This is a genomic window from Amycolatopsis sp. NBC_00348, from assembly GCF_036114655.1.
Lineage (GTDB): Bacteria > Actinomycetota > Actinomycetes > Mycobacteriales > Pseudonocardiaceae > Amycolatopsis.
Genome location: NZ_CP107994.1, coordinates 7,090,780 through 7,108,532, shown reverse-complemented (window position 1 = coordinate 7,108,532; position 17,753 = coordinate 7,090,780). Strand labels below are relative to the sequence as shown.

The 17,753-nt window shown below is 70.2% G+C and carries 17 protein-coding genes and 1 tRNA gene; 7 read left to right on the top strand and 11 right to left on the bottom strand.

What is annotated here, in order from left to right:
* Positions 1 to 2 precede the first annotated feature (2 nt).
* Both OHS58_RS31020 and OHS58_RS31015 read left to right on the top strand, forming a co-directional pair.
* Positions 3 to 1,769, top strand: a complete 1,767-nt coding sequence (locus OHS58_RS31020; protein ID WP_328644870.1) for an ABC-F family ATP-binding cassette domain-containing protein — start codon at positions 3 to 5, stop codon at positions 1,767 to 1,769.
* A 54-nt stretch (positions 1,770 to 1,823) separates the two neighbouring features.
* Positions 1,824 to 3,512 carry a fatty acyl-AMP ligase gene (locus OHS58_RS31015; RefSeq protein WP_328644869.1) on the top strand — a complete coding sequence of 563 codons (1,689 nt, stop codon included), beginning with the start codon at positions 1,824 to 1,826 and terminating at the stop codon, positions 3,510 to 3,512.
* Between the two features lie 61 nt (positions 3,513 to 3,573).
* Here OHS58_RS31015 and OHS58_RS31010 read toward each other — a convergent pair whose 3' ends face one another.
* The 4 genes from OHS58_RS31010 to OHS58_RS30995 form a co-directional block, all read right to left on the bottom strand.
* On the bottom strand, positions 3,574 to 3,930 hold the full coding sequence (locus OHS58_RS31010) for a DivIVA domain-containing protein (RefSeq protein ID WP_326957692.1): 357 nt from the start codon (positions 3,928 to 3,930) through the stop codon (positions 3,574 to 3,576).
* Between the two features lie 180 nt (positions 3,931 to 4,110).
* Entirely contained in the window at positions 4,111 to 4,428 is a 318-nt protein-coding gene (locus OHS58_RS31005) for a DivIVA domain-containing protein (RefSeq protein WP_305879357.1), read from the bottom strand.
* Positions 4,429 to 4,449: 21 nt separating this feature from the next.
* Positions 4,450 to 5,043, bottom strand: a complete 594-nt coding sequence (gene pth, locus OHS58_RS31000) for an aminoacyl-tRNA hydrolase (RefSeq protein WP_247057946.1) — start codon at positions 5,041 to 5,043, stop codon at positions 4,450 to 4,452.
* Positions 5,044 to 5,050: 7 nt separating this feature from the next.
* Positions 5,051 to 5,659 carry a 50S ribosomal protein L25/general stress protein Ctc gene (locus OHS58_RS30995; RefSeq protein WP_328644868.1) on the bottom strand — a complete coding sequence of 203 codons (609 nt, stop codon included), beginning with the start codon at positions 5,657 to 5,659 and terminating at the stop codon, positions 5,051 to 5,053.
* 349 nt (positions 5,660 to 6,008) lie between these two features.
* Between OHS58_RS30995 and OHS58_RS30990 the strand changes: the two genes are divergently transcribed.
* Both OHS58_RS30990 and OHS58_RS30985 read left to right on the top strand, forming a co-directional pair.
* Complete coding sequence (locus tag OHS58_RS30990; protein WP_328644867.1) at positions 6,009 to 7,121, top strand: hypothetical protein; 1,113 nt, start codon at positions 6,009 to 6,011, stop codon at positions 7,119 to 7,121.
* A 97-nt stretch (positions 7,122 to 7,218) separates the two neighbouring features.
* Entirely contained in the window at positions 7,219 to 7,860 is a 642-nt protein-coding gene (locus OHS58_RS30985) for an NAD(P)-dependent oxidoreductase (protein ID WP_328644866.1), read from the top strand.
* Here OHS58_RS30985 and OHS58_RS30980 read toward each other — a convergent pair.
* The 5 genes from OHS58_RS30980 to OHS58_RS30960 all read right to left on the bottom strand — a co-directional run bounded on the left by OHS58_RS30980 (position 7,844) and on the right by OHS58_RS30960 (position 13,261).
* Positions 7,844 to 8,722, bottom strand: a complete 879-nt coding sequence (locus tag OHS58_RS30980) for a TIGR03621 family F420-dependent LLM class oxidoreductase (protein WP_328644865.1) — start codon at positions 8,720 to 8,722, stop codon at positions 7,844 to 7,846. The two genes, OHS58_RS30985 and OHS58_RS30980, sit on opposite strands and share 17 nt — an antisense overlap.
* Positions 8,723 to 8,786: 64 nt before the next feature.
* Positions 8,787 to 9,767 (bottom strand): ribose-phosphate diphosphokinase, encoded by a 981-nt coding sequence (locus tag OHS58_RS30975; RefSeq protein ID WP_247057935.1) that lies wholly within the window; start codon positions 9,765 to 9,767, stop codon positions 8,787 to 8,789.
* Positions 9,764 to 11,236, bottom strand: coding sequence for a bifunctional UDP-N-acetylglucosamine diphosphorylase/glucosamine-1-phosphate N-acetyltransferase GlmU (gene glmU / locus OHS58_RS30970; RefSeq protein WP_326944469.1), 1,473 nt, complete (start codon positions 11,234 to 11,236; stop codon positions 9,764 to 9,766). The genes OHS58_RS30975 and glmU overlap by 4 nt, the downstream gene beginning before the upstream one ends.
* Before the next feature lie 150 nt (positions 11,237 to 11,386).
* Positions 11,387 to 13,141, bottom strand: a complete 1,755-nt coding sequence (locus tag OHS58_RS30965; protein WP_247057931.1) for a GGDEF domain-containing protein — start codon at positions 13,139 to 13,141, stop codon at positions 11,387 to 11,389.
* Positions 13,142 to 13,189: 48 nt separating this feature from the next.
* Positions 13,190 to 13,261 (bottom strand) — tRNA-Gln (locus OHS58_RS30960).
* A 202-nt stretch (positions 13,262 to 13,463) separates the two neighbouring features.
* On the opposite strand from OHS58_RS30960, the gene OHS58_RS30955 reads away from it, so the two are divergent.
* Positions 13,464 to 14,429: an acyl-CoA desaturase gene (locus tag OHS58_RS30955; RefSeq protein WP_326944468.1), complete on the top strand. Its 966-nt coding sequence runs from the start codon at positions 13,464 to 13,466 to the stop codon at positions 14,427 to 14,429.
* 96 nt (positions 14,430 to 14,525) lie between these two features.
* Positions 14,526 to 15,119: a TetR/AcrR family transcriptional regulator gene (locus tag OHS58_RS30950; RefSeq protein ID WP_247057927.1), complete on the top strand. Its 594-nt coding sequence runs from the start codon at positions 14,526 to 14,528 to the stop codon at positions 15,117 to 15,119.
* A gap of 1 nt (position 15,120) precedes the next feature.
* Here OHS58_RS30950 and OHS58_RS30945 read toward each other — a convergent pair whose 3' ends face one another.
* Both OHS58_RS30945 and OHS58_RS30940 read right to left on the bottom strand, forming a co-directional pair.
* A complete protein-coding gene (locus tag OHS58_RS30945) occupies positions 15,121 to 16,530 on the bottom strand; it encodes a hypothetical protein (RefSeq protein WP_328644864.1) in 1,410 nt (469 codons plus the stop codon).
* Positions 16,527 to 16,919 (bottom strand): NUDIX hydrolase, encoded by a 393-nt coding sequence (locus OHS58_RS30940; protein ID WP_328644863.1) that lies wholly within the window; start codon positions 16,917 to 16,919, stop codon positions 16,527 to 16,529. Before OHS58_RS30940 ends, OHS58_RS30945 begins: the two co-directional genes overlap by 4 nt.
* Before the next feature lie 56 nt (positions 16,920 to 16,975).
* Between OHS58_RS30940 and OHS58_RS30935 the strand changes: the two genes are divergently transcribed.
* On the top strand, positions 16,976 to 17,701 hold the full coding sequence (locus OHS58_RS30935; RefSeq protein ID WP_328644862.1) for an SDR family NAD(P)-dependent oxidoreductase: 726 nt from the start codon (positions 16,976 to 16,978) through the stop codon (positions 17,699 to 17,701).
* The last annotated feature ends 52 nt before the right edge of the window (positions 17,702 to 17,753 follow it).

The window sequence follows — 17,753 nt, the reverse complement described above, 5'->3', positions numbered from 1 at the left end:
GCATGGCCAACCTGGTCAACCTGGAGGCGGTGAGCAAGTCCTACGGGGTGAAGCCACTGCTGGACGGCGTCTCGCTGGGCGTCGCGGCCGGGCAGCGCATCGGCGTCGTCGGTCTCAACGGCGGCGGCAAGACCACGCTCCTCGAAGTCCTTTCCGGACTCGCCGCGCCGGATTCCGGGCGGGTGAGCCACGTCGGCGGCCTGCGGATGGCCGTCGTCACCCAGCGGACCGAGTTGCCGGACGGCAGCAGCGTCGGCGAAGTCGTGCTCGAACGCTACGGCGCCGAGCACGAATGGGCCGCCGACGCGCGCGTCCGGTCCATTGTGGACGGATTGGGCATCACCGCGATCGGGCTCGAGACGCCCACCGCGAACCTCTCCGGCGGTGAGCGGCGCCGGGTTTCGCTGGCCGCCGCGCTGACCGGCGAGCTCGACCTCGTCGTGCTCGACGAGCCGACCAACCACCTGGACGTCGAAGGTGTCCAGTGGCTCGCCGACCACCTGCTGACCCGGCGCATCGCGGTCGTGGTCGTCACGCACGACCGGTGGTTCCTGGACACCGTCGCGAGCGTGACCTGGGAGGTGGCCAACGGCCGCGTCGAGAACTACGAAGGCGGTTACGCGGACTGGATCTTCGCGCGCGCCGAGCGGGCGCGGCTGGCCGCGACGGCCGAGGAGAAGCGGCAGAACCTGGCGCGCAAGGAGCTGGCGTGGCTGCGCCGCGGCCCGCAGGCGCGCTCGTCGAAGCCGCGCTACCGGATCGACGCCGCCGAGGCGCTGATCGCGGACGTCCCGCCGCCGCGCGACTCCGTCGAGCTGATGGCGTTCGCGAAGCGGCGGCTCGGCAAGACCGTGCTGGAGCTGGAAGACACGACGTACACGGTGGGCGAGCGGACGCTGCTCGACCACGTCACCTGGCGGGTCGGCCCCGGCGACCGGATCGGCCTGGTCGGCATCAACGGCTCCGGCAAGACATCGCTGCTCAAGCTGCTCGGCGGCGACGTCGAGGGCTCGACGGGGCGCCGGATCGAGGGCAAGACCGTCGCGCTCGCGCACCTGCGCCAGGAGCTCGACGACCTGCCCGCCGACCTGCGTGTGCTGCAGGCGATCGAGCAGGTCGCCGGGCGCGTGGTGTTCGGCAAGCAGGAGATGACGGCGTCGCAGCTCGGCGAGAAGCTCGGTTTCCCGCAGGCGCGCCAGTGGACGCCGGTCGGCGACCTCTCCGGCGGCGAGCGGCGCCGGCTGCAGCTGTGCCGGCTGCTGATGGCCGAGCCGAACGTCCTGCTCCTCGACGAGCCGACGAACGACCTGGACATCGACACCCTGCAGCAGCTGGAAGACCTGCTCGACGGCTGGCCGGGCACGATGATCGTCGTCTCGCACGACCGCTACCTGGTCGAACGCGTCTGCGACACGATCGTCGCCCTCTTCGGCGACGGCCGCATCACCCACCTGCCGGGCGGCATCGAGGAGTACCTGAACCGCCGAGCCCTCGCCAAGGAACCGGCGGGCGCGACGGCCCCGACGGCGGCAAAGGCCGAGGCCAAGAAGTCGGCGGCGGACCTCCGCGCGGCGCAGAAGGACCTGGGGCGCCTGGAGCGCAAGCTGGACCAGCTGCACGCGAAGGAGGAGAAGCTCCACGCGGCCCTGCTCGAGGCGGCGACGGACCCGGCGAAGCTGATGGAGCTGAACGCCCAGCTGAAGGGCGTCAAGGGCGAGATCGAGGACGTCGAGGCGCGCTGGCTGGAGACGTCCGAGCTGCTGGAGTGACCGGTTTCCGCGTTGGTCGGCGGGTGTTGACACCCAGACAGTAATCTGACGCGCATGAGCAGGTTCGTGGACACGCTCGTCGCCACCGCGGCGGGGCGAGGTCAGCAGCGTGGCATGGTTACCGGGGAGCCGAAGGAGCCGGTCCGGCGGACCTGGGGTGAGGTGCACGGACGGGCCCGGCGGATCGCCGGTGGCCTGGTCGCCTCGGGGTTCGAGCGGGGCGGGGCCGTTGCGGTGCTGGCCGCGGCGCCGGTGTTGATCGCGCCCACCGTGCAGGCCGTGTGGCTGGCCGGGGGCAGCGTCACCATGCTGCACCAGCCGACCCCGCGGACCGACCTCGCCGAGTGGGCCGAGGACACCGTGCGCATCCTGGGGATGATCGGGTCGGACCTGGTGCTGCTGGGCGAGCCGTTCGACCAGCTGGCGCCGGTGCTGGAGCAGAAGGGCATCGGCTTCAAGCTCATCAACGAGCTGGCCGACGCCGAGCCGCTCGCCGAGGTCGTCGTCACCGATGAGGGCGAGACCGCGCTGCTGCAGCTGACCAGCGGGTCGACCGCCGACCCGAAGGCCGTGCGGATCACCTACGGCAACCTGTACTCCAACGTCAAGGCCATGGTCGACCGCGCGGAGTTCGACTTCGACACCGACGTGATGGTGTCCTGGCTGCCGACCTTCCACGACATGGGGATGGTCGGGTTCCTGACCGTGCCGATGACGTTCGGCGTCGAGCTGGTCAAGATCACCCCGGTCGAGTTCCTGTCCGGGCCGCTGATCTGGCCCGAGCTGATCACGAAGTACCACGGCACTACGACGGCGGCGCCGAACTTCGCCTACGCGATCGTCGGGCGCCGGATGGCCCGCGTCGACGACGACGACGCCTACGACCTGTCGACGCTGCGGATCGCCCTGAACGGTGCCGAACCCGTCGACGAGACCGCCGTCCAGACCTTTGTGGACGCCGGTGCCCGTTTCAAGATGCCCGCGGAGTGCGTGTTCCCGGCCTACGGCATGGCCGAGGCGACGCTCGCGGTGTCGTTCGCGCCGCTGTTCACCGGGCTCACCCTGGACGTCGTCGAAGCCGACGCGCTCGAGGCCGACAACCGCGCGGTGCCGGTGCCCGAGGGCGACGAGCGGCGCGGCACCGACGGCGTCCGCTCGTTCGCGGTCCTCGGCCGGCCGCTCGACGGGCTCGAGGCGGAGATCGTCGACGACAAGGGCGGGCGGCTCGGCGAGCGCGAGGTCGGCGAGATCCGGCTGCGCGGCGAGGCCGTGACACCCGGCTACCTGACGATGAACGGGCCGCTCGACACCCAGGACGCCGACGGCTGGCTCGACACCGGCGACCTCGGCTACCTGATCGACGGCCAGATCGTCATCTGCGGCCGCCGCAAGGACGTCATCATCATGGGCGGCCGCAACCTGTACCCGACGGACATCGAGCGCGCGGCCACGTCGGTCGAGGGCGTGCGCGCGGGCAACGCGGTCGCCGTGCGCATCGACGCCGGCAGCCGTCGCGAGCGCTTCGCGGTGGTACTGGAGTCCAAGCTGGCGGGTGACGCCGACGCCGAGAAGAACCTGGTGAAGCAGGTGTCGGCCCGGGTCCGCGACGCCGTCGACATGCGGCCGTACGCGGTGGTCGTGCTGCCGGCGGGCAGCCTGCCGAAGACGCCGTCCGGCAAGGTCAAGCGCGCGGCGACGGCCACCCAGTTCGCGGACAAGATCAAGAAGAACGCGGACGCCTGACGCGTCACTTCCACGTGAAAGTGCCCACCCGGGGGCGGCACTTTCACGTGAAAGTGCCGCTCTAGCGCTGTGGGAGGTGGTCCGCCAGCTCGGCGGGCGGGGTGGCGCGCTCCGCGGTGGCTTCCACCGAGGTGCGCGCGCCCGGGAGGTCCGGTGCGCGGCCCGAGCGGGCGGCGAGCTGGTCCTCGGCCGAGTCGAGGAACTCGTCGACCTCGCGCTCGTCGTACCCGCGCTTGCCGATCAGGGGCTTCGAGAACACCACGTGGTGCACTTCCGCGGCGGTCAGGTCGTCCTCCTCGGCGAACGTCTTGGCGATGCGCCGGACGAGCTCGTCGACCTCGTGCTTGGCGTAGCCACGGCGACCGATCGGGGCGTTACCGAATGTGACCTCGGCGAGGTCTTCGGCGGTGAACGACATGGAACTCTCTCCGATTCCGGGGTTGGCGGTGCGAACTCCCGTACACCGTCCTAACCCGTGAACAGGCTCCTCGGAAGGGGCAACCCCGAACCTCACCCCGACGGGCGCCCCGGCGCCCGCCATCGAGTGAGCGGAACTACCCAGCGCCATGTGGCGGGTTTCACACTTCGACCAGCGGGTTCAGCCGCGGCCGAACCACTTCCGGGTGCCCGGCGGCGGGGCTTCCCCGGCCACCGGGGGCGGCGGGGTCCGCAACGCGATCAGCGCCGCCTCGGCTTCGTCGAGGAACATGTCGACCTGCGCCTGGTCGTAGCTGCGCGCGCCGATCGGCATGATCGTGAAGTCGACGTAGTGGATGTCGTCGGCGGTCAGGATGTTGCGCCCGGCGAGCGCCTCGGCGATGAGGTCGAGGAACGCGTCGACTTGGTCTTCGTCGTAACCGCGACGGCCGAACCGGGGCTTGCCGAACGCGATCGCCCGGACTTCGTCAGGGGTCATGGAGTCACCTTGCCACCCGTGTCAGCCCGCGTGAAAGGTGTTCTGCGCCGCAGCGAGGCCGGTCCCGACCAGGGCCTCGGTGGCGTCCGCGCAGCGGTCCACCTCGAACGGGAGCTCCTTGCGCTCGACCGTCGAAAAGTCCTTCAGCACGAAGTCCGCCGGGTCCTGGCGGCCGGGCGGGCGGCCGATGCCGAACCGCACCCGGTAGTACTCGCGGGTGCCGAGCGACTTCGTGATCGAGCGGAGCCCGTTGTGGCCGTTGTCGCCGCCGCCGAACTTGAGCTTCAGGGCGCCGAAGTCGACGTCCAGCTCGTCGTGCACCACGACGACGCCGGTCGGCGGCACCTTGAAGAACTTCGCCGCGCCGGCCACCGGCCCGCCGGAGAGGTTCATGTAGGACCGCGGCTTCACGAGCACGACCCGGCGGCCGCCGAGACGGCCTTCGACCACGTCCGCGCCGCTCTTGTGCGACTTGAACTTGCCGCCGATCCGGCCGGCGAGCTCGTCCAGCACCAGGAAGCCGACGTTGTGCCGGTTGCCGGCGTACTGGGGTCCGGGATTGCCGAGGCCGGCGAGCAGGATCAGCTCGCCGGCCCCGGGCAGGTCTTCGGTCACGCTTGAGCTACTCGCCGGCTTCGGCCGACTCGTCGCCCGCTTCGCCCGTGCCGTCTTCGCCCTCTTCCTCTTCACGCTGCGGCTCGTTGACGGCCACGACGAGGGAGTCCGGGTCGGTGATCAGGGCGGCGCCCTGGGGCAGCTCGACCTGGGAGGCGGTGATCTGGGTGCCGATCGGGGCGCCCTCGATCGAGACCTCGACCTGGTCCGGGATGTGCAGGGCCTCGACCTCGACCTGCAGGGTGCCGACGTCCTGGTTGACCAGGCCGCCGGGGCCCGGGTTGCCGGTGACGACGACGGGGACGTCGACGATGATCTTCTCGCCGCGCTTCACGACCAGCAGGTCGACGTGCTCGATGTAGTTCTTGAGCGGGTGCACGACGATGGTCTTCGTCAGCGCCAGCTCGTCGGAGCCCTCGAGGGCCAGGGTGATGACGGCGTTGGAGCCGTTCTCCCGGACGACGCGGGCGAACTCGATGGCCGGCAGCGCGAAGTGCCGCGGGTCCGAGCCGTGGCCGTACAGCACGGCGGGGATCTTGCCGGCGCGACGCGTGCGACGCGCGGCACCCTTGCCGAACTCGGTGCGCGGTTCGACGGACAGACGTACCTCGGACACGGTGTGGCACTCCTTCAAATCACGAACATGGTGCGGTGAACAGCATGCTGCGGCGGGGATGCGGTGGTCTTCTCGTTCAGGTGGTCGCGTTCGGCGGCGAGTTTCCGGGCGTGCACAACAGCCGGGAGCTACTCCGAGCCGCCGCGTCGATCACGCCGGGCACCCTGGAAGGGCCCCGCCTCGCCGAGACAACCTCAAGAGTGTAAACCAACCTCATCACGGTGGGTTGCGGCGGGTGCCAGGACCAGGCTAGAACCCTCTTGAGCCCGGGACGTGACGACACAAATCCGGTGGCGGAGCTCCGCCTGCCGGGGTGTGCTCGGCGGAGCGGGAGAGCAGGGGGCGGAAGATGCGGGCTCGAGGCACGGTGGCGGCCGTGTTGCTGGTGGGCGGACTGCTGGCCGGTTGTCAGGTGGCGGTCCCCGGCACGGCCGGCGTCTCCGCGGCCGACCGGGAGAAGGCGGACCGGCGCGCCGAGCAGCGCACCGCCGTCGACGCCGCCCTCGCCGCGCTGGAACAGGCACCCGCGCTCGCGCTGAAGTCGACGCTCAAAGGCGCCGAGCAGCAGTTCCGGGTCACCCGCGGCGGCAGCGCGGCCGGCGCCCTGCCGCTCGACGGCCGCGCCGTCCAGGTGGCGGCCGCCGACGGCCAGTTCTACCTGCAGGCCGACGCCGACTACTGGAAGGCGCACGCGATCGACGAGGGCACGCAGTTCGGCACGAGCTGGGTGCGCTCGCTCGGTTCCGAGCTGCCGCTGGACCCGGCGGCCAAGTTCGCCCCCGCCGCGCTCGCCGGCGCGCTGCGCAAGGCCGTCACCGGGATGGACCAGACGCGGGAGCCGGTCAAGGCCAAGCTCCCGGACGGCACCGAGGTCTACGAGCTGGGCGCCGCGCCCAGCGTCCTGCGCGTCAGCACCGCCAAGCCCAACCGCGTCGTCAGCTTCGCCCCGGTGCTGCTCGACCCGCAGGGCGGGCCGGAGTTCGGCGCCGAGTTCCGGGTCACCCCGCTCACCGGGGACGCGCTGAAGACGTTCCACACCGACCTCGACAACACCGTCGGCGGGCTGGGCCAGCCGTTCGAGGGACTGGTGCAGGCGAGCGCCGTCGTCACGAACGACAACCTCGACTGCAAGGACTTCGTCGGCTCGTGCACGACGACCGTGGACGTCTCGACCAGCGTCGTCGGCACGCCGGCGTCCGGCGGGAAGAGCACCGTGCACATCACCCTCTCCGTCGAGGTGAGCGCCGACTCGCTCGGCGCGCAGACCTGCACGGCGGCGGCCGACGCGGAGCCGTACGCGACGGTCAAGATGTCCTGCGCGGTCAAGTTCAAGCTCCCCAACCGCACGGCCAGCTACCAGGTGCTGTCCAAGCCGACCGCGACCGCGGAGGTCCGCGCGGCGCTCGACGTCAACGCGGTGAAGCAGAAGCTGGCCACGGAGTTCGCGGCGCTGGGCGGCTGACCTGGACACCTACCCCGGGGTGCGTTGCGCCCGTTGAAGTAGGTGATCTTCCGTTCCTAACATCGGCTGTGACAGCCGAATTCGAACGGAGAACGTGATGGCCAAGCTGGTGGTTTTCGGGGGGACCGGGTACGCCGGGAGCAGGATCGGCGCCGAGGCGCTGCGCCGCGGGCACGAGGTCGTCGGCGTCGCGCGCAACCCCGGCGCGGTGCCCGAAGGCGTCGAAGCGGTGCAGGGTTCGTTGCACGACGAGGACTTCGTCGCGCGGGTGGCGAAGGACGCGGACGTCATCGTGGTCGCCACCCCGGCCCGCGCGCTCGACGGCGAGAAGCTGATCGACGCGGTGCCCGCGCTGTCCCGGATCGCGCGCGAGCAGGGCGTCCGCCTGTCGTTCGTGGGCGGCGCGTCGAGCCTGCTCGTCGCCGAGGGCGGCCCGCGGCTGTTCGACACCCCGGAGTTCCCGGACGAGTACAAGGAAGAGGCGGGCAACCACGCCGAGGTGCTGTCCCTGCTGCGTGAGCAGCCCGCGGACCTCGACTGGTTCTACGTCAGCCCCGCCGCCGAGTTCGGCGCCTGGATCCCCGGCGAGCGCCGGGGCGAGTACCGCGTCGGCGGCGACATCCTGGTGACCGACGAGAACGGCAAGTCGCACATCGGCGGCGACGACTACGCGATCGCCTACGTCGACGAGATCGAGGACCCGAAGCACCGCCGGGTGCGTTTCACTGTCGCCTACTGACGGTTTTCAGCACCGGCGCGAACGTCTCGAGCATCGGCTCGAAGACGGTGATGTAGGTGAAGCCGTAACGCTTTCGCCGTTCTTCCAGTTGCCCGGCGATCTCCTCGACCGTACCCAGCAGCAGCTGGGGCGCGTCGAGGAGTTCGCGGGCGTCCGGCACGGCGCTGCGCTCGGTCTTCTCGTGCCACGCCTCGGCCGCGCGTTGCCGGTGGCCGGTGACTTCGACGTGCTGGACCAGCATGTTGTACTCGACGTCGCGCGCACCGGCGCGAGCCCGGAAGTACGCGACGCGCTCGTCCATCGCCTCGGCGTTGTCGAGCTGGAAGGTGCCGGGCGGCTTGCCGGGCTGCTGCCGGAGCCCGGCGAACCCGACGACGTCCGCGTGTTCCGCGGCCAGCCCGAGGACGCCGTCGCTGTTGCCCGCGATGAGCAGCCGCGGCATCGTGAGACCTTCGTCGTCGAAGTGGTTCCGCAGGTAATCGAGGCTCTCAGCGAGGTAGCCGATCCTGGCCGACGCCTTCTGCCACGGCAGCCCGGCGTCGTCGAACTCCCGCTTCATGTGCCCGGAGCCGAGGCCCAGGTCGAGCCGCCCGTCGAGCAGCGCGGCCGTCGATGACGCTTCGCGCGCGAAGAGCGCGAGGTTGTAGAAGGGCACGTTGGACACCAGTGTCCCGAGCCGCGGCCGTTCGGTGACGGCGGCGGCCATGGCGAGCACCGGGAACGGCGCGAACCGCCCGGTACCGAGGTGATCGGGCACGGTGATGACGTCGTAACCGAGCTCTTCGGCCCGCCGGCACTTCGCGATCCACGAGTCCCGGCTGCCGATTTCCCGGAAGCTGACGCCGAACTTGAACTTCCCCATGCCGGCGACGTTAGCGCCGGAAACCGCCGCCGAGCGCGGAGTTCGCGCCCGGCGGACGGGTTCGTCAGGCTTGGCCGTCGAAGAGCGACGTGACCGAGCCGTCTTCGAAGACCTGCTGGATGGCCTCCGCCAGCATCGGGGCGATCGACAGGACCGTCAGGCCCTCGAACCGCTTCTCCTCGGGGATCGGGAGCGAGTTCGTGACGATGACCTCGCGCGCCTTGCACTGCGAAAGGCGCTCGGTCGCCGGGTCCGAGAGGATGCCGTGGGTCGTCGCGATGACGACGTCCGCCGCGCCCTCGTCGATCAGCGCCTCGGTGGCCTTCACGATCGTGCCGCCGGTGTCGATCATGTCGTCGATCAGGACGCAGAGCTTGCCCTCGACCTTGCCGACCACGCGGTTCGCGACGGCCTGGTTCGGCTTGTCCGGGTCGCGCGTCTTGTGGATGAACGCGATCGGGCGGTCACCCAGCGTCTGCGCCCACTTCTCGGCCAGCCGCACGCGGCCCGAGTCCGGCGAGACGACGGTGATGTCGGCGTCGCCGTAGGTCTTCTTGATGTGGTCGGCCAGCACGCTCTGGGCCATCAGGTGGTCGACCGGGCCGTCGAAGAAGCCCTGGATCTGCGCGGTGTGCAGGTCGACCGTCATGATCCGGTCGGCGCCCGCGGTCTTGAACAGGTCCGCGATCAGCCGGGCCGAGATCGGCTCGCGGCCCTTGTGCTTCTTGTCCTGGCGCGCGTACGGGTAGAACGGCATCACTACGGTGATCCGCTTCGCGCTCGCCCGCTTGAGCGCGTCCACCATGATCAGCTGTTCCATCACGTACTCGTTGATGGGGGTGGTGTGCGCCTGGATGACGAAGGCGTCGGTCCCGCGGACGGACTCCTCGAACCGGACGAACAGCTCGCCGTTGGCGAAGGTGTGCGCCGTCTGCGGGGTGATCGTCACGTTGAGGTGCTCGGCGACCTCTTCCGCGAGCTCCCGGTGCGCCCGTCCGGAGAAGAGCATCAAGTTCTTCTTCGGCGTACCTGACTTCGGACTCATGCTGGCGACTCCCCGTCGGTTCCTGCTGCTGAATCGGCGTCGAGGGCGGCCTGGGCCGCCTCCGCCGCGGGCGTACCCGGCCGGCGCCGGATCGCCCAGCCTTCGATGTTGCGCTGCGGCGGCGCCGACACCGCGAGTGTGCCCGGCGGGACATCCTCGCGGATCACGGCACCTGCACCACTGTAAGCGCCGTCACCGATCCGCACCGGGGCGACGAACGTGTTGTCCGCGCCCAACCGGACATGCGACCCGATAACGGTCTTGTGCTTGTTCACGCCGTCGTAGTTCACGAACACGCTGGAGCAGCCGATGTTGCTGTTCTCGCCGATCGTGGCGTCGCCGACGTAGGTCAGGTGCGGCACCTTCGTGCCGGCGCCGATGTCGGCGGCCTTCGTCTCGACGAACGCGCCGAGCTTGGCCTTGACGCCCAGCTTCGTGCCCGGCCGCAGGTACGTGAACGGGCCGACGTTGACGCGGTCGCCCAGCTCGGAGTCGGAGCCGTGCACCCGCACCACGGAGGCGCCGGCGCCGATCGAGACGTTCGTCAGCGTGCTGTCCGGGCCGACCGTACTGCCCTCGCCGACCGACGTGGTGCCCTTGAGCTGCACGCCGGGCTCGAGCACGACGTCCCGCGAGAGGGTGACGCCCGCGTCGATCCAGGTCGAGGCCGGGTCGACGACCGTGACGCCCTCGCGCTGCCAGCGGCGGACGATCCGGCGGTTCAGCTCGGCGCCGAGCACCGACAGCTGGACGCGGTCGTTGACGCCTTCGGTCAGCCACGGGTCGTCGACGACCAGCGCGCCGACGCCCTTGCCGTCGCCGCGGGCGATGCCCAGCACGTCGGTGAGGTAGAGCTCACCCTGCGAGTTGTCGGTCGAGAGCCGGCCGAGGCCGTCCGAGAGGACCGCGGCGTCGAAGGCGTAGACGCCCGAGTTGATCTCGGTGATCTCGGCCTGCTCGGGGCTGGCGTCCTTGTGCTCGACGATCGCGGTGACCGCGCCCGCGGCGTCCCGGACGATCCGGCCGTAACCGGTCGGGTCGGGCACCACGGCGGTGAGCACGGTGACGGCGTTGCCCGAGCCGGTGTGCTCGGCCAGCAGGGCCGCCAGCGTCTCGGTGTCCAGGAGCGGGACGTCGCCGTAGCTGACGAGCACGGTGCCGGTGAGGTCCGCCGGGAGCGTGGCGAGCGCGCAGGACACGGCGTGGCCGGTGCCCTTCTGCTCGGCCTGCACGGCGGTGCCGACCTCGCGCCCGAGGTCCTTGGCGACGTCGGTGATGCGGTCGCCGACGGCTTCGCGACCGTGGCCGAGCACGACGACGAGGTGGGCCGGGTCCAGGCCGGCGGCGGCGCGGACGGCGTGCTCGACGAGGGGCCGCCCGGCGATCGGGTGCAGCACCTTCGGCGTCGAGGAACGCATGCGGGTGCCTTCACCCGCGGCGAGGATCAACGTGCTCAGCGGGCCGGTCAACGACGCTCCCAACGGTTACCACTAAATGGCTTCTGTCGGGCACCGATCCTACTGTGCCGATTGTTAGCAATCCGACCGGCAGCCACGGCGGAAAGGTGCCGGTGAGCAGGCTCGCTCGCCGAACGTATCCGCCTACTTTCGGCCGGATTGCTAACTGTGCTCCTCAGGGTCCCACGCGGGGTCGGTCGGTAGGCCTTCGCTAGCCCACGCCGCGGCCGGGTCGGACGCCATCGAGTTCGCCGACGCGACCTGGTTGCCGCCCCCGCGTTTCGCCTGGTACATCGCCGCGTCCGCACGGGCGAGGACCTGCTCGCCGCGCTCCTGCGGGCGCAGCGAGACGAGCCCGATCGACAGCGTGACGCCGTGGGAGAGGTGGTGCGGCAGGCCGGCGACGGACTTCACCGCGCGGCCGAGCGCCATCTTCGCCGCCGACACCGGGGTGCCCGGCAGCAGCACGATGAACTCGTCGCCGCCGTAGCGCGCCACCAGGTCGTCGCCGCGCAGGGCGTCACGGAGCGTGCTCGCGACGACACGCAGCACGTTGTCGCCTTCGGCGTGCGACTGCTTGTCGTTGACGCCCTTGAAACCGTCGAGGTCGACGAGCGCGACGGCCAGCGGCTGCGCGTCGGCCGAGGACGCCAGCTGGCGCAGCTTCTCGTCCAGCGCGCGCCGGTTCGGCAGGCCGGTGAGCGGGTCCTGCAGCGCCTGCTGGGTGATCGCGCCGTGCTCGGCGGACAGCCGCTCGTGCTCGCGGCGGGCGTTCAGCGTGGCGATCTGCGACTCGCGCAGGCTCCACATCTCCGACTCCAGCCGGGTCGCGTAGTCGATCAGCGACTGGCTGGCGCCGGACGCGTAGTCCGGGCTGGTGTCGAGGCGGGCCAGCTCGCGGGCGATGTTCAGCCGCATGGACGGCTGCGAGGAGTCGTCACCCAGTGATTCGCGGGCCTCGCGGAGCACGTTCAGCGCGTCTTCGCGGCGGCCGGCCTTGTCGAAGCAGCGGGCCAGCGCGATCGTCACGATCTCGCGTTCGCCCGGGTAGCCGATGCCGTCGTGGAGGCGCTGCAGCCGGTCGATCTGGTCCTCGTCGGGCTGGTGCAGGGCGAGCGCGGCGGCGAGCACGCCGACCTCGTCGACCGCGGCGACGCCGGCCTGGCGCGGGAACAGCGACTCGCTGTAGGGCCCCTCGATGGCCATCGCCATCGACGCGGCGGTGCGGAACTTCTCGGCGCTCTCGTCGTACTCTTCGATCCGCTCCAGCCGCAGGCCCCAGCCGAGCAGCATCTTCACCCGGTTCAGCAGCTGCAGGGTGATCTCGTGCGGGGTGGCGCTCTCGCGGATCGCGACGGCGGCACGGCTGCTGACCTCTTCGGCGGCCTCGTACACACCGAGCTGGTTGAGCACGATCCAGCAGTCGTTCAGCGTCGACCACAGCAGCCGGTTCCAGGCGCGGACGCCGACCTGGCGGTCCGGGGTCGTCGAGTCGTCGAGGATGGCCAGCGCGCGGGCGATCTCGGTGAGCGCGGCGTCCTCCTGCGCGGCCAGCACGAGGCGGCGCCCGCGCAGCGCGTGCGCGTCGGCCCGCAGCAGCGCGAGGCCGTGGCGCCGGGTGTGCGCGAGCATCTCGTCGAGCCGCGGCTCCGCCTCGGCGGCCAGGCCCTTGGTGACCAGCCGCGCGGTCGCGGACGCGCGCAGCAGGCGCGCGACCAGCAGCGGTTCGCCGCGGCGCTGGGTCTCGTCGAGGAGCTCGTCCATCTGCGCGACGATCTCGAGCTGGCTGGCGTAGTCGGACCGTTGGACCACGGCGGTGAGCTCGCGCGCGCGCCCGACGAGCCAGGCGTCGGACATCTCGACCAGTGCGGGTCGCCTGGCCGCTACCGGGTCGGTCGCCTCTTCGGTCAGCGCCAACCTCCCGGTGTCGTGGTTCGGGGTACTCGGCAAATGGTGTTTCCGCTGCTCCGCCGCCAGGATTCGAACCTGAACTGTCAGAACCAAAATCTGAAGTGCTGCCGATTACACTACGGCGGATTGCTCCTGGTCAGGATAGCGACGATCGGGTGTCGTCCGCGCGGGGGATGCGTTACGCGCCCGTCTGCCGGGTACACGGGTCCGAAGTACCAGTGAGAGGTTCAGCCACTCCCCACCCGGCGCAACCTCCTGTACCGTAACTTACGGCATCGTAGGTTAGGTAACCCTTTGTAGGGGCACCACGCAGGAAGAAGTGAAGCGTATGACGGCCACGCTCGACCGTTCGCAGCCCACCGGGGAGCCGTCGGCTCCCAAGGGGCCCAAACCTGTCACCGAAGGCACCCGCGGAATCGGCGTGCAGCTTTCGGTCTACTTCGGTGTGATCGCGCCGTTGGTGGCACTGCTGGTCGCGGTGCCGTTCGCCTGGGGCTGGGGACTGAGCTGGGTCGACGTCGGCGTCTTCGTGGTGTTCTACGCGATCAGCGGGCTCGGCATCACGGTGTCGTACCACCGCTACTTCACGCACGGGTCGTTCAAGGCCAAGCAGTGGCTGCGCGTCGTCATGGCGATCGCGGGCAGCATCGCGTTGCAGGGCCCGGTCATCACCTGGGTCGCCGACCACCGTCGCCACCACGCGTTCTCCGACCGCGACGGCGACCCGCACTCCCCGTGGGCGTTCGGCACCTCGCCGTGGGCCATCGCCAAGGGCTTCTGGCACGCGCACATGGGCTGGCTGTTCGAGCGCGACCAGACCAACGCCGAGCGCTTCGCGCCGGACCTGGTGAAGGACCCGGCGATCAAGAAGGTCGACGACCTGTTCTGGCTGTGGGCCCTGGTCAGCCTGGCGCTGCCGGCGCTGGCGGGCGGGCTGATCTCGTGGTCGCTGTGGGGCGCCGTGACGGCGTTCTTCTGGGCCGGGCTGGTCCGCATCTGCGTGCTGCACCACGTGACGTGGTCGGTCAACTCGATCTGCCACATGATCGGCGAGCGCCCGTTCGCGGCGCGCGACAAGTCGGCGAACTTCTGGCCGCTGGCGATCTTCTCGTTCGGCGAGTCCTGGCACAACCTGCACCACGCGGACCCGACGTCCGCCCGGCACGGCGTGAAGCGCGGCCAGATCGACATTTCCGCGCGCCTGATCTGGATCTTCGAGAAGTTCGGCTGGGTGCACGACGTGCGCTGGCCGACGCCGCAGCGATTGGCCCGAATCGCCACGGAGAAGAGCTAGCCTCACTGTAGGGTTCGGCGAGTGGCGGGGAGACGACGTTCAAAACGTGAGCAGGTCACCGGGGCACGTCCGGCCGCCCCGGTGACCCGCGTCCGGATGACCGGCACCGAGCGCCGTCAGCAGCTGCTGAACGTGGCGCGGGCCCTGTTCGCCGAAAAGGGTTTCGACGGCACGTCGATCGAGGAGATCGCGCACCGCGCCAATGTGTCGAAACCCGTGGTGTACGAACACTTCGGTGGCAAAGAGGGCATCTACGCGGTGGTCGTCGACCGCGAAACGCAGCTGCTGCTGGAGCGGATGGTTTCGACGCTCCACGGCGGCCACCCGCGCGTCATGCTGGAACAGGCGGCGATCGCGTTGCTGTCGTACGTCGAGGATTCCCACGACGGCTTCCGCATCCTGGTCCGCGACTCCCCGGTGGCGAGTTCCACGGGCACGTTTTCCACGGTCCTGAACGACATCGCGAGCCAGGTGGAGCACATCCTGGCCCAGCAGTTCGCGGCGCGCGGCTACGACGAGAAGCTGGCGGCGCTGTACGCCCAGGCGCTGGTGGGCATGGTGGCGCTGACCGGGCAGTGGTGGCTCGACGCGCGGAAGCCGAAGCGCGACGAGGTCGCCGCGCACCTCGTGAACCTGGCGTGGAACGGGTTGTCGCACCTGGAGGACAAGCCCAAGCTCCGGCTGAGGTGAGTCACTTCAAGGCTTGAAGCGCGATCTTGCCGAGCATCGCGGTGAGCGCGGCTTCGAACTCCAGCGAGTTGTCGGATTCGCCGGAGACCGCGTGGGTGAGTTCGTGCAGCAGCGTCGCGCAGTACGCGGCGGCGCCGGCCAGCTGGCTGCGGTGGATCACGATCCGGTTCTCGCCCGGCTCCCACAGGCCCAGGGTGGACTCCCCGGTCACGTCGAGGCGCATGGTCTCCGAGATCACGACGCTGTGCACGCCGGCCCGGCGCAGGTCGATCCCCGCGAGGCGGGCGACGGCGTCGGTCAGTGCGTAGACCGAGTTCTCCCGCGGTGACAGCTCGGCCGTGCTCACCAGCGTGAAGACGAAGCTGTCGTTCCAGGCCTCGCGGTAGCCGCTCAGGTCGAGCAACGGCTTGCCGTCGAAGTCGGTCTGCTGGTTCAGCTTCGCCGACACCTCCCCGGAGACGGTCACCAAGCGGTAGCCCTCCTGCTCGGCGTAACGGAGCTGCGGGGTGCCCTCCTGCAGCTCCGACGGCGTCACGAAGACGACTTTCTCGTGGGTGGCCAGGACCGTGCACGCGTGCAGGGTGATCTCGCGCCAGCTCAGCTCGTCGTGCATCCGGCCGGTGGCGAACTCGGCGAGGTCGTCGGCCAAGGGCGAGGCGACCTGGGCCGAGCGGCACTGCTTGAGGATCGCCTTGACCCGGTCGGTGTAGGCGGACCGGCCGACGTTGCTGCGCTCGCGGTTGAGGGCGCGCCGCAACGGCGCGTTGATGTCGGTGATGTTGTAGGAGAACAGGAAGTTCGGCTCTTCCGCGACGAGGAGGCCCTTGACGTAGATCCGGCCGGGAGCCCCGGGATCGATCCGCTTCAGGACCTGGCCGGCCGAGGTGCTCTCCAGCAGCTCGTCCCCGCTGTAGTGCAGGAAGAACCTCCGGGCCGCCGCGACGTCGTCGTCGGTGACGCCGCGCAGCACGACGTCCGTCCCGGAAAGACCGGGGTCGGCCGCAGGGCGGATCACGGCGTGCAGGGTGCGCACGTCGGCGAACGACTCCTTCGCGCGCTGCCGGGTGGTGATGTCGCCGTGCCCGCTGCGGATCACCACGTCGACGTCGTGGCGGTCGAACACGGCCAGTGCGTCCTTGAGGCCCATGCCGAACTGGCCGATCACGACGTCGGAGCCGCGTTTCTCGTCGTTCTCCTTCTGCGTGAGGTGTTCGTAACGCAGTCCGCGGCCGAAGTCGGCCACGTGCCACGCGCCCGCGGGATCCTTGGTGATCACCGGTTCGCCGGTCCGGGTGAGAGCGTGCTCGTCGAGGGCGTTGGCGATGATCTCGCGGATCGCGAAGGCCACCGGCCAGTGCTCCAGCACCCGCTCGATGTTCAGGTCGAAGAACTGTTCGGCACCGTCGTTCATCTCAGCAGTCCTGTTTGGTGCAGGTGGTCGAAAATGATCTTGTCCACGGCCGAAACGCGGTCGCGGTCTTCGTAGGCGAGCCACGTGATCTCCTCGATCTCGCTGCTCGCCACCAGCGTTCCCGTGTACTCCGCCGTGAAGCACGTCATCCGGACCACCACACCGGACGCTTTGCCGTCCGCCTGGGCTTCGAAGACGCCGGCGGGCGCGATCGTCGGCTCGGTGATCGCCACGGAGACCTCTTCGCGGACTTCCCGGACCAGCGTCTGCGCGTCCGTCTCGCCCGGTTCGCGCTTGCCGCCCGGGAGGTAGTAGACGTCCTTGCCACGCGAGCGGATGCTCAGGATGCGGCCGTCCACCAGGTGCAGCCACGCGATCTTGTCGATCATGCCGGCCTCGCCAAGGCTTTCGTCATGACCCGATCCTAGGCACTAGGGTCGGGGACATGGGGAACAGCAGGGAAGTAGTGGTGACGGGCGGCGGCACGGGCATCGGGTACGCCGTCGCGGCGGCTTTCGCGGCGGCCGGCGACCGCGTCACGATCACCGGACGTCGCGAGCAGGTGCTCACCGAAGCCGCGACGCTGCTCGGCGCGCGGCCCGTCGTGTTCGACGCCGCCGATCCCGCGGCCGTCGAGACCGCACTGGGTGAGTTGCCGGACCGGGTCGACGTGCTCGTCAACAACGCCGGCGGCAACACGGACTTCGCCGGGGACACCGAAGAGGGCCTCGCCGGGTTCGCGGCCGCGTTCGAGCGGAACCTCCGGTCCAATGTGGTCAGTGCCGCGCTGGTGACGCACGCACTGCGCGACCGCCTCGCCGACGGCGCCCGGATCGTGACGATCGGCTCGATCGCCGCCCACACCGGCGCCGGCTCCTACGGCGCCGCGAAGGCCGCGGTCGAGGCGTGGAACGTCAGCGTGGCGCAGGAGTTCGGCGCACGTGGCATCACCGCGAACGTCGTCGCGCCGGGACTGATCGGGGAGACGGAGTTCTTCCACGGCCAGCTCAGCGACCGCCGCCGCGAGCGGCTGGTCGGGAACACGATGAACAAGCGACCGGGCACACCGGAGGACGTCACGGCGGTGGTGACGTTCCTCGCGAGCCCGGCGGCCGGGCACGTGACCGGCCAGGTCGTACACGTCAACGGCGGCGCCTACCTGGGCGGTTAGGACCTGGTCGAGTTCCGGCCGCGACGCCAGAAGGCCGGCCGCCACCAGTACA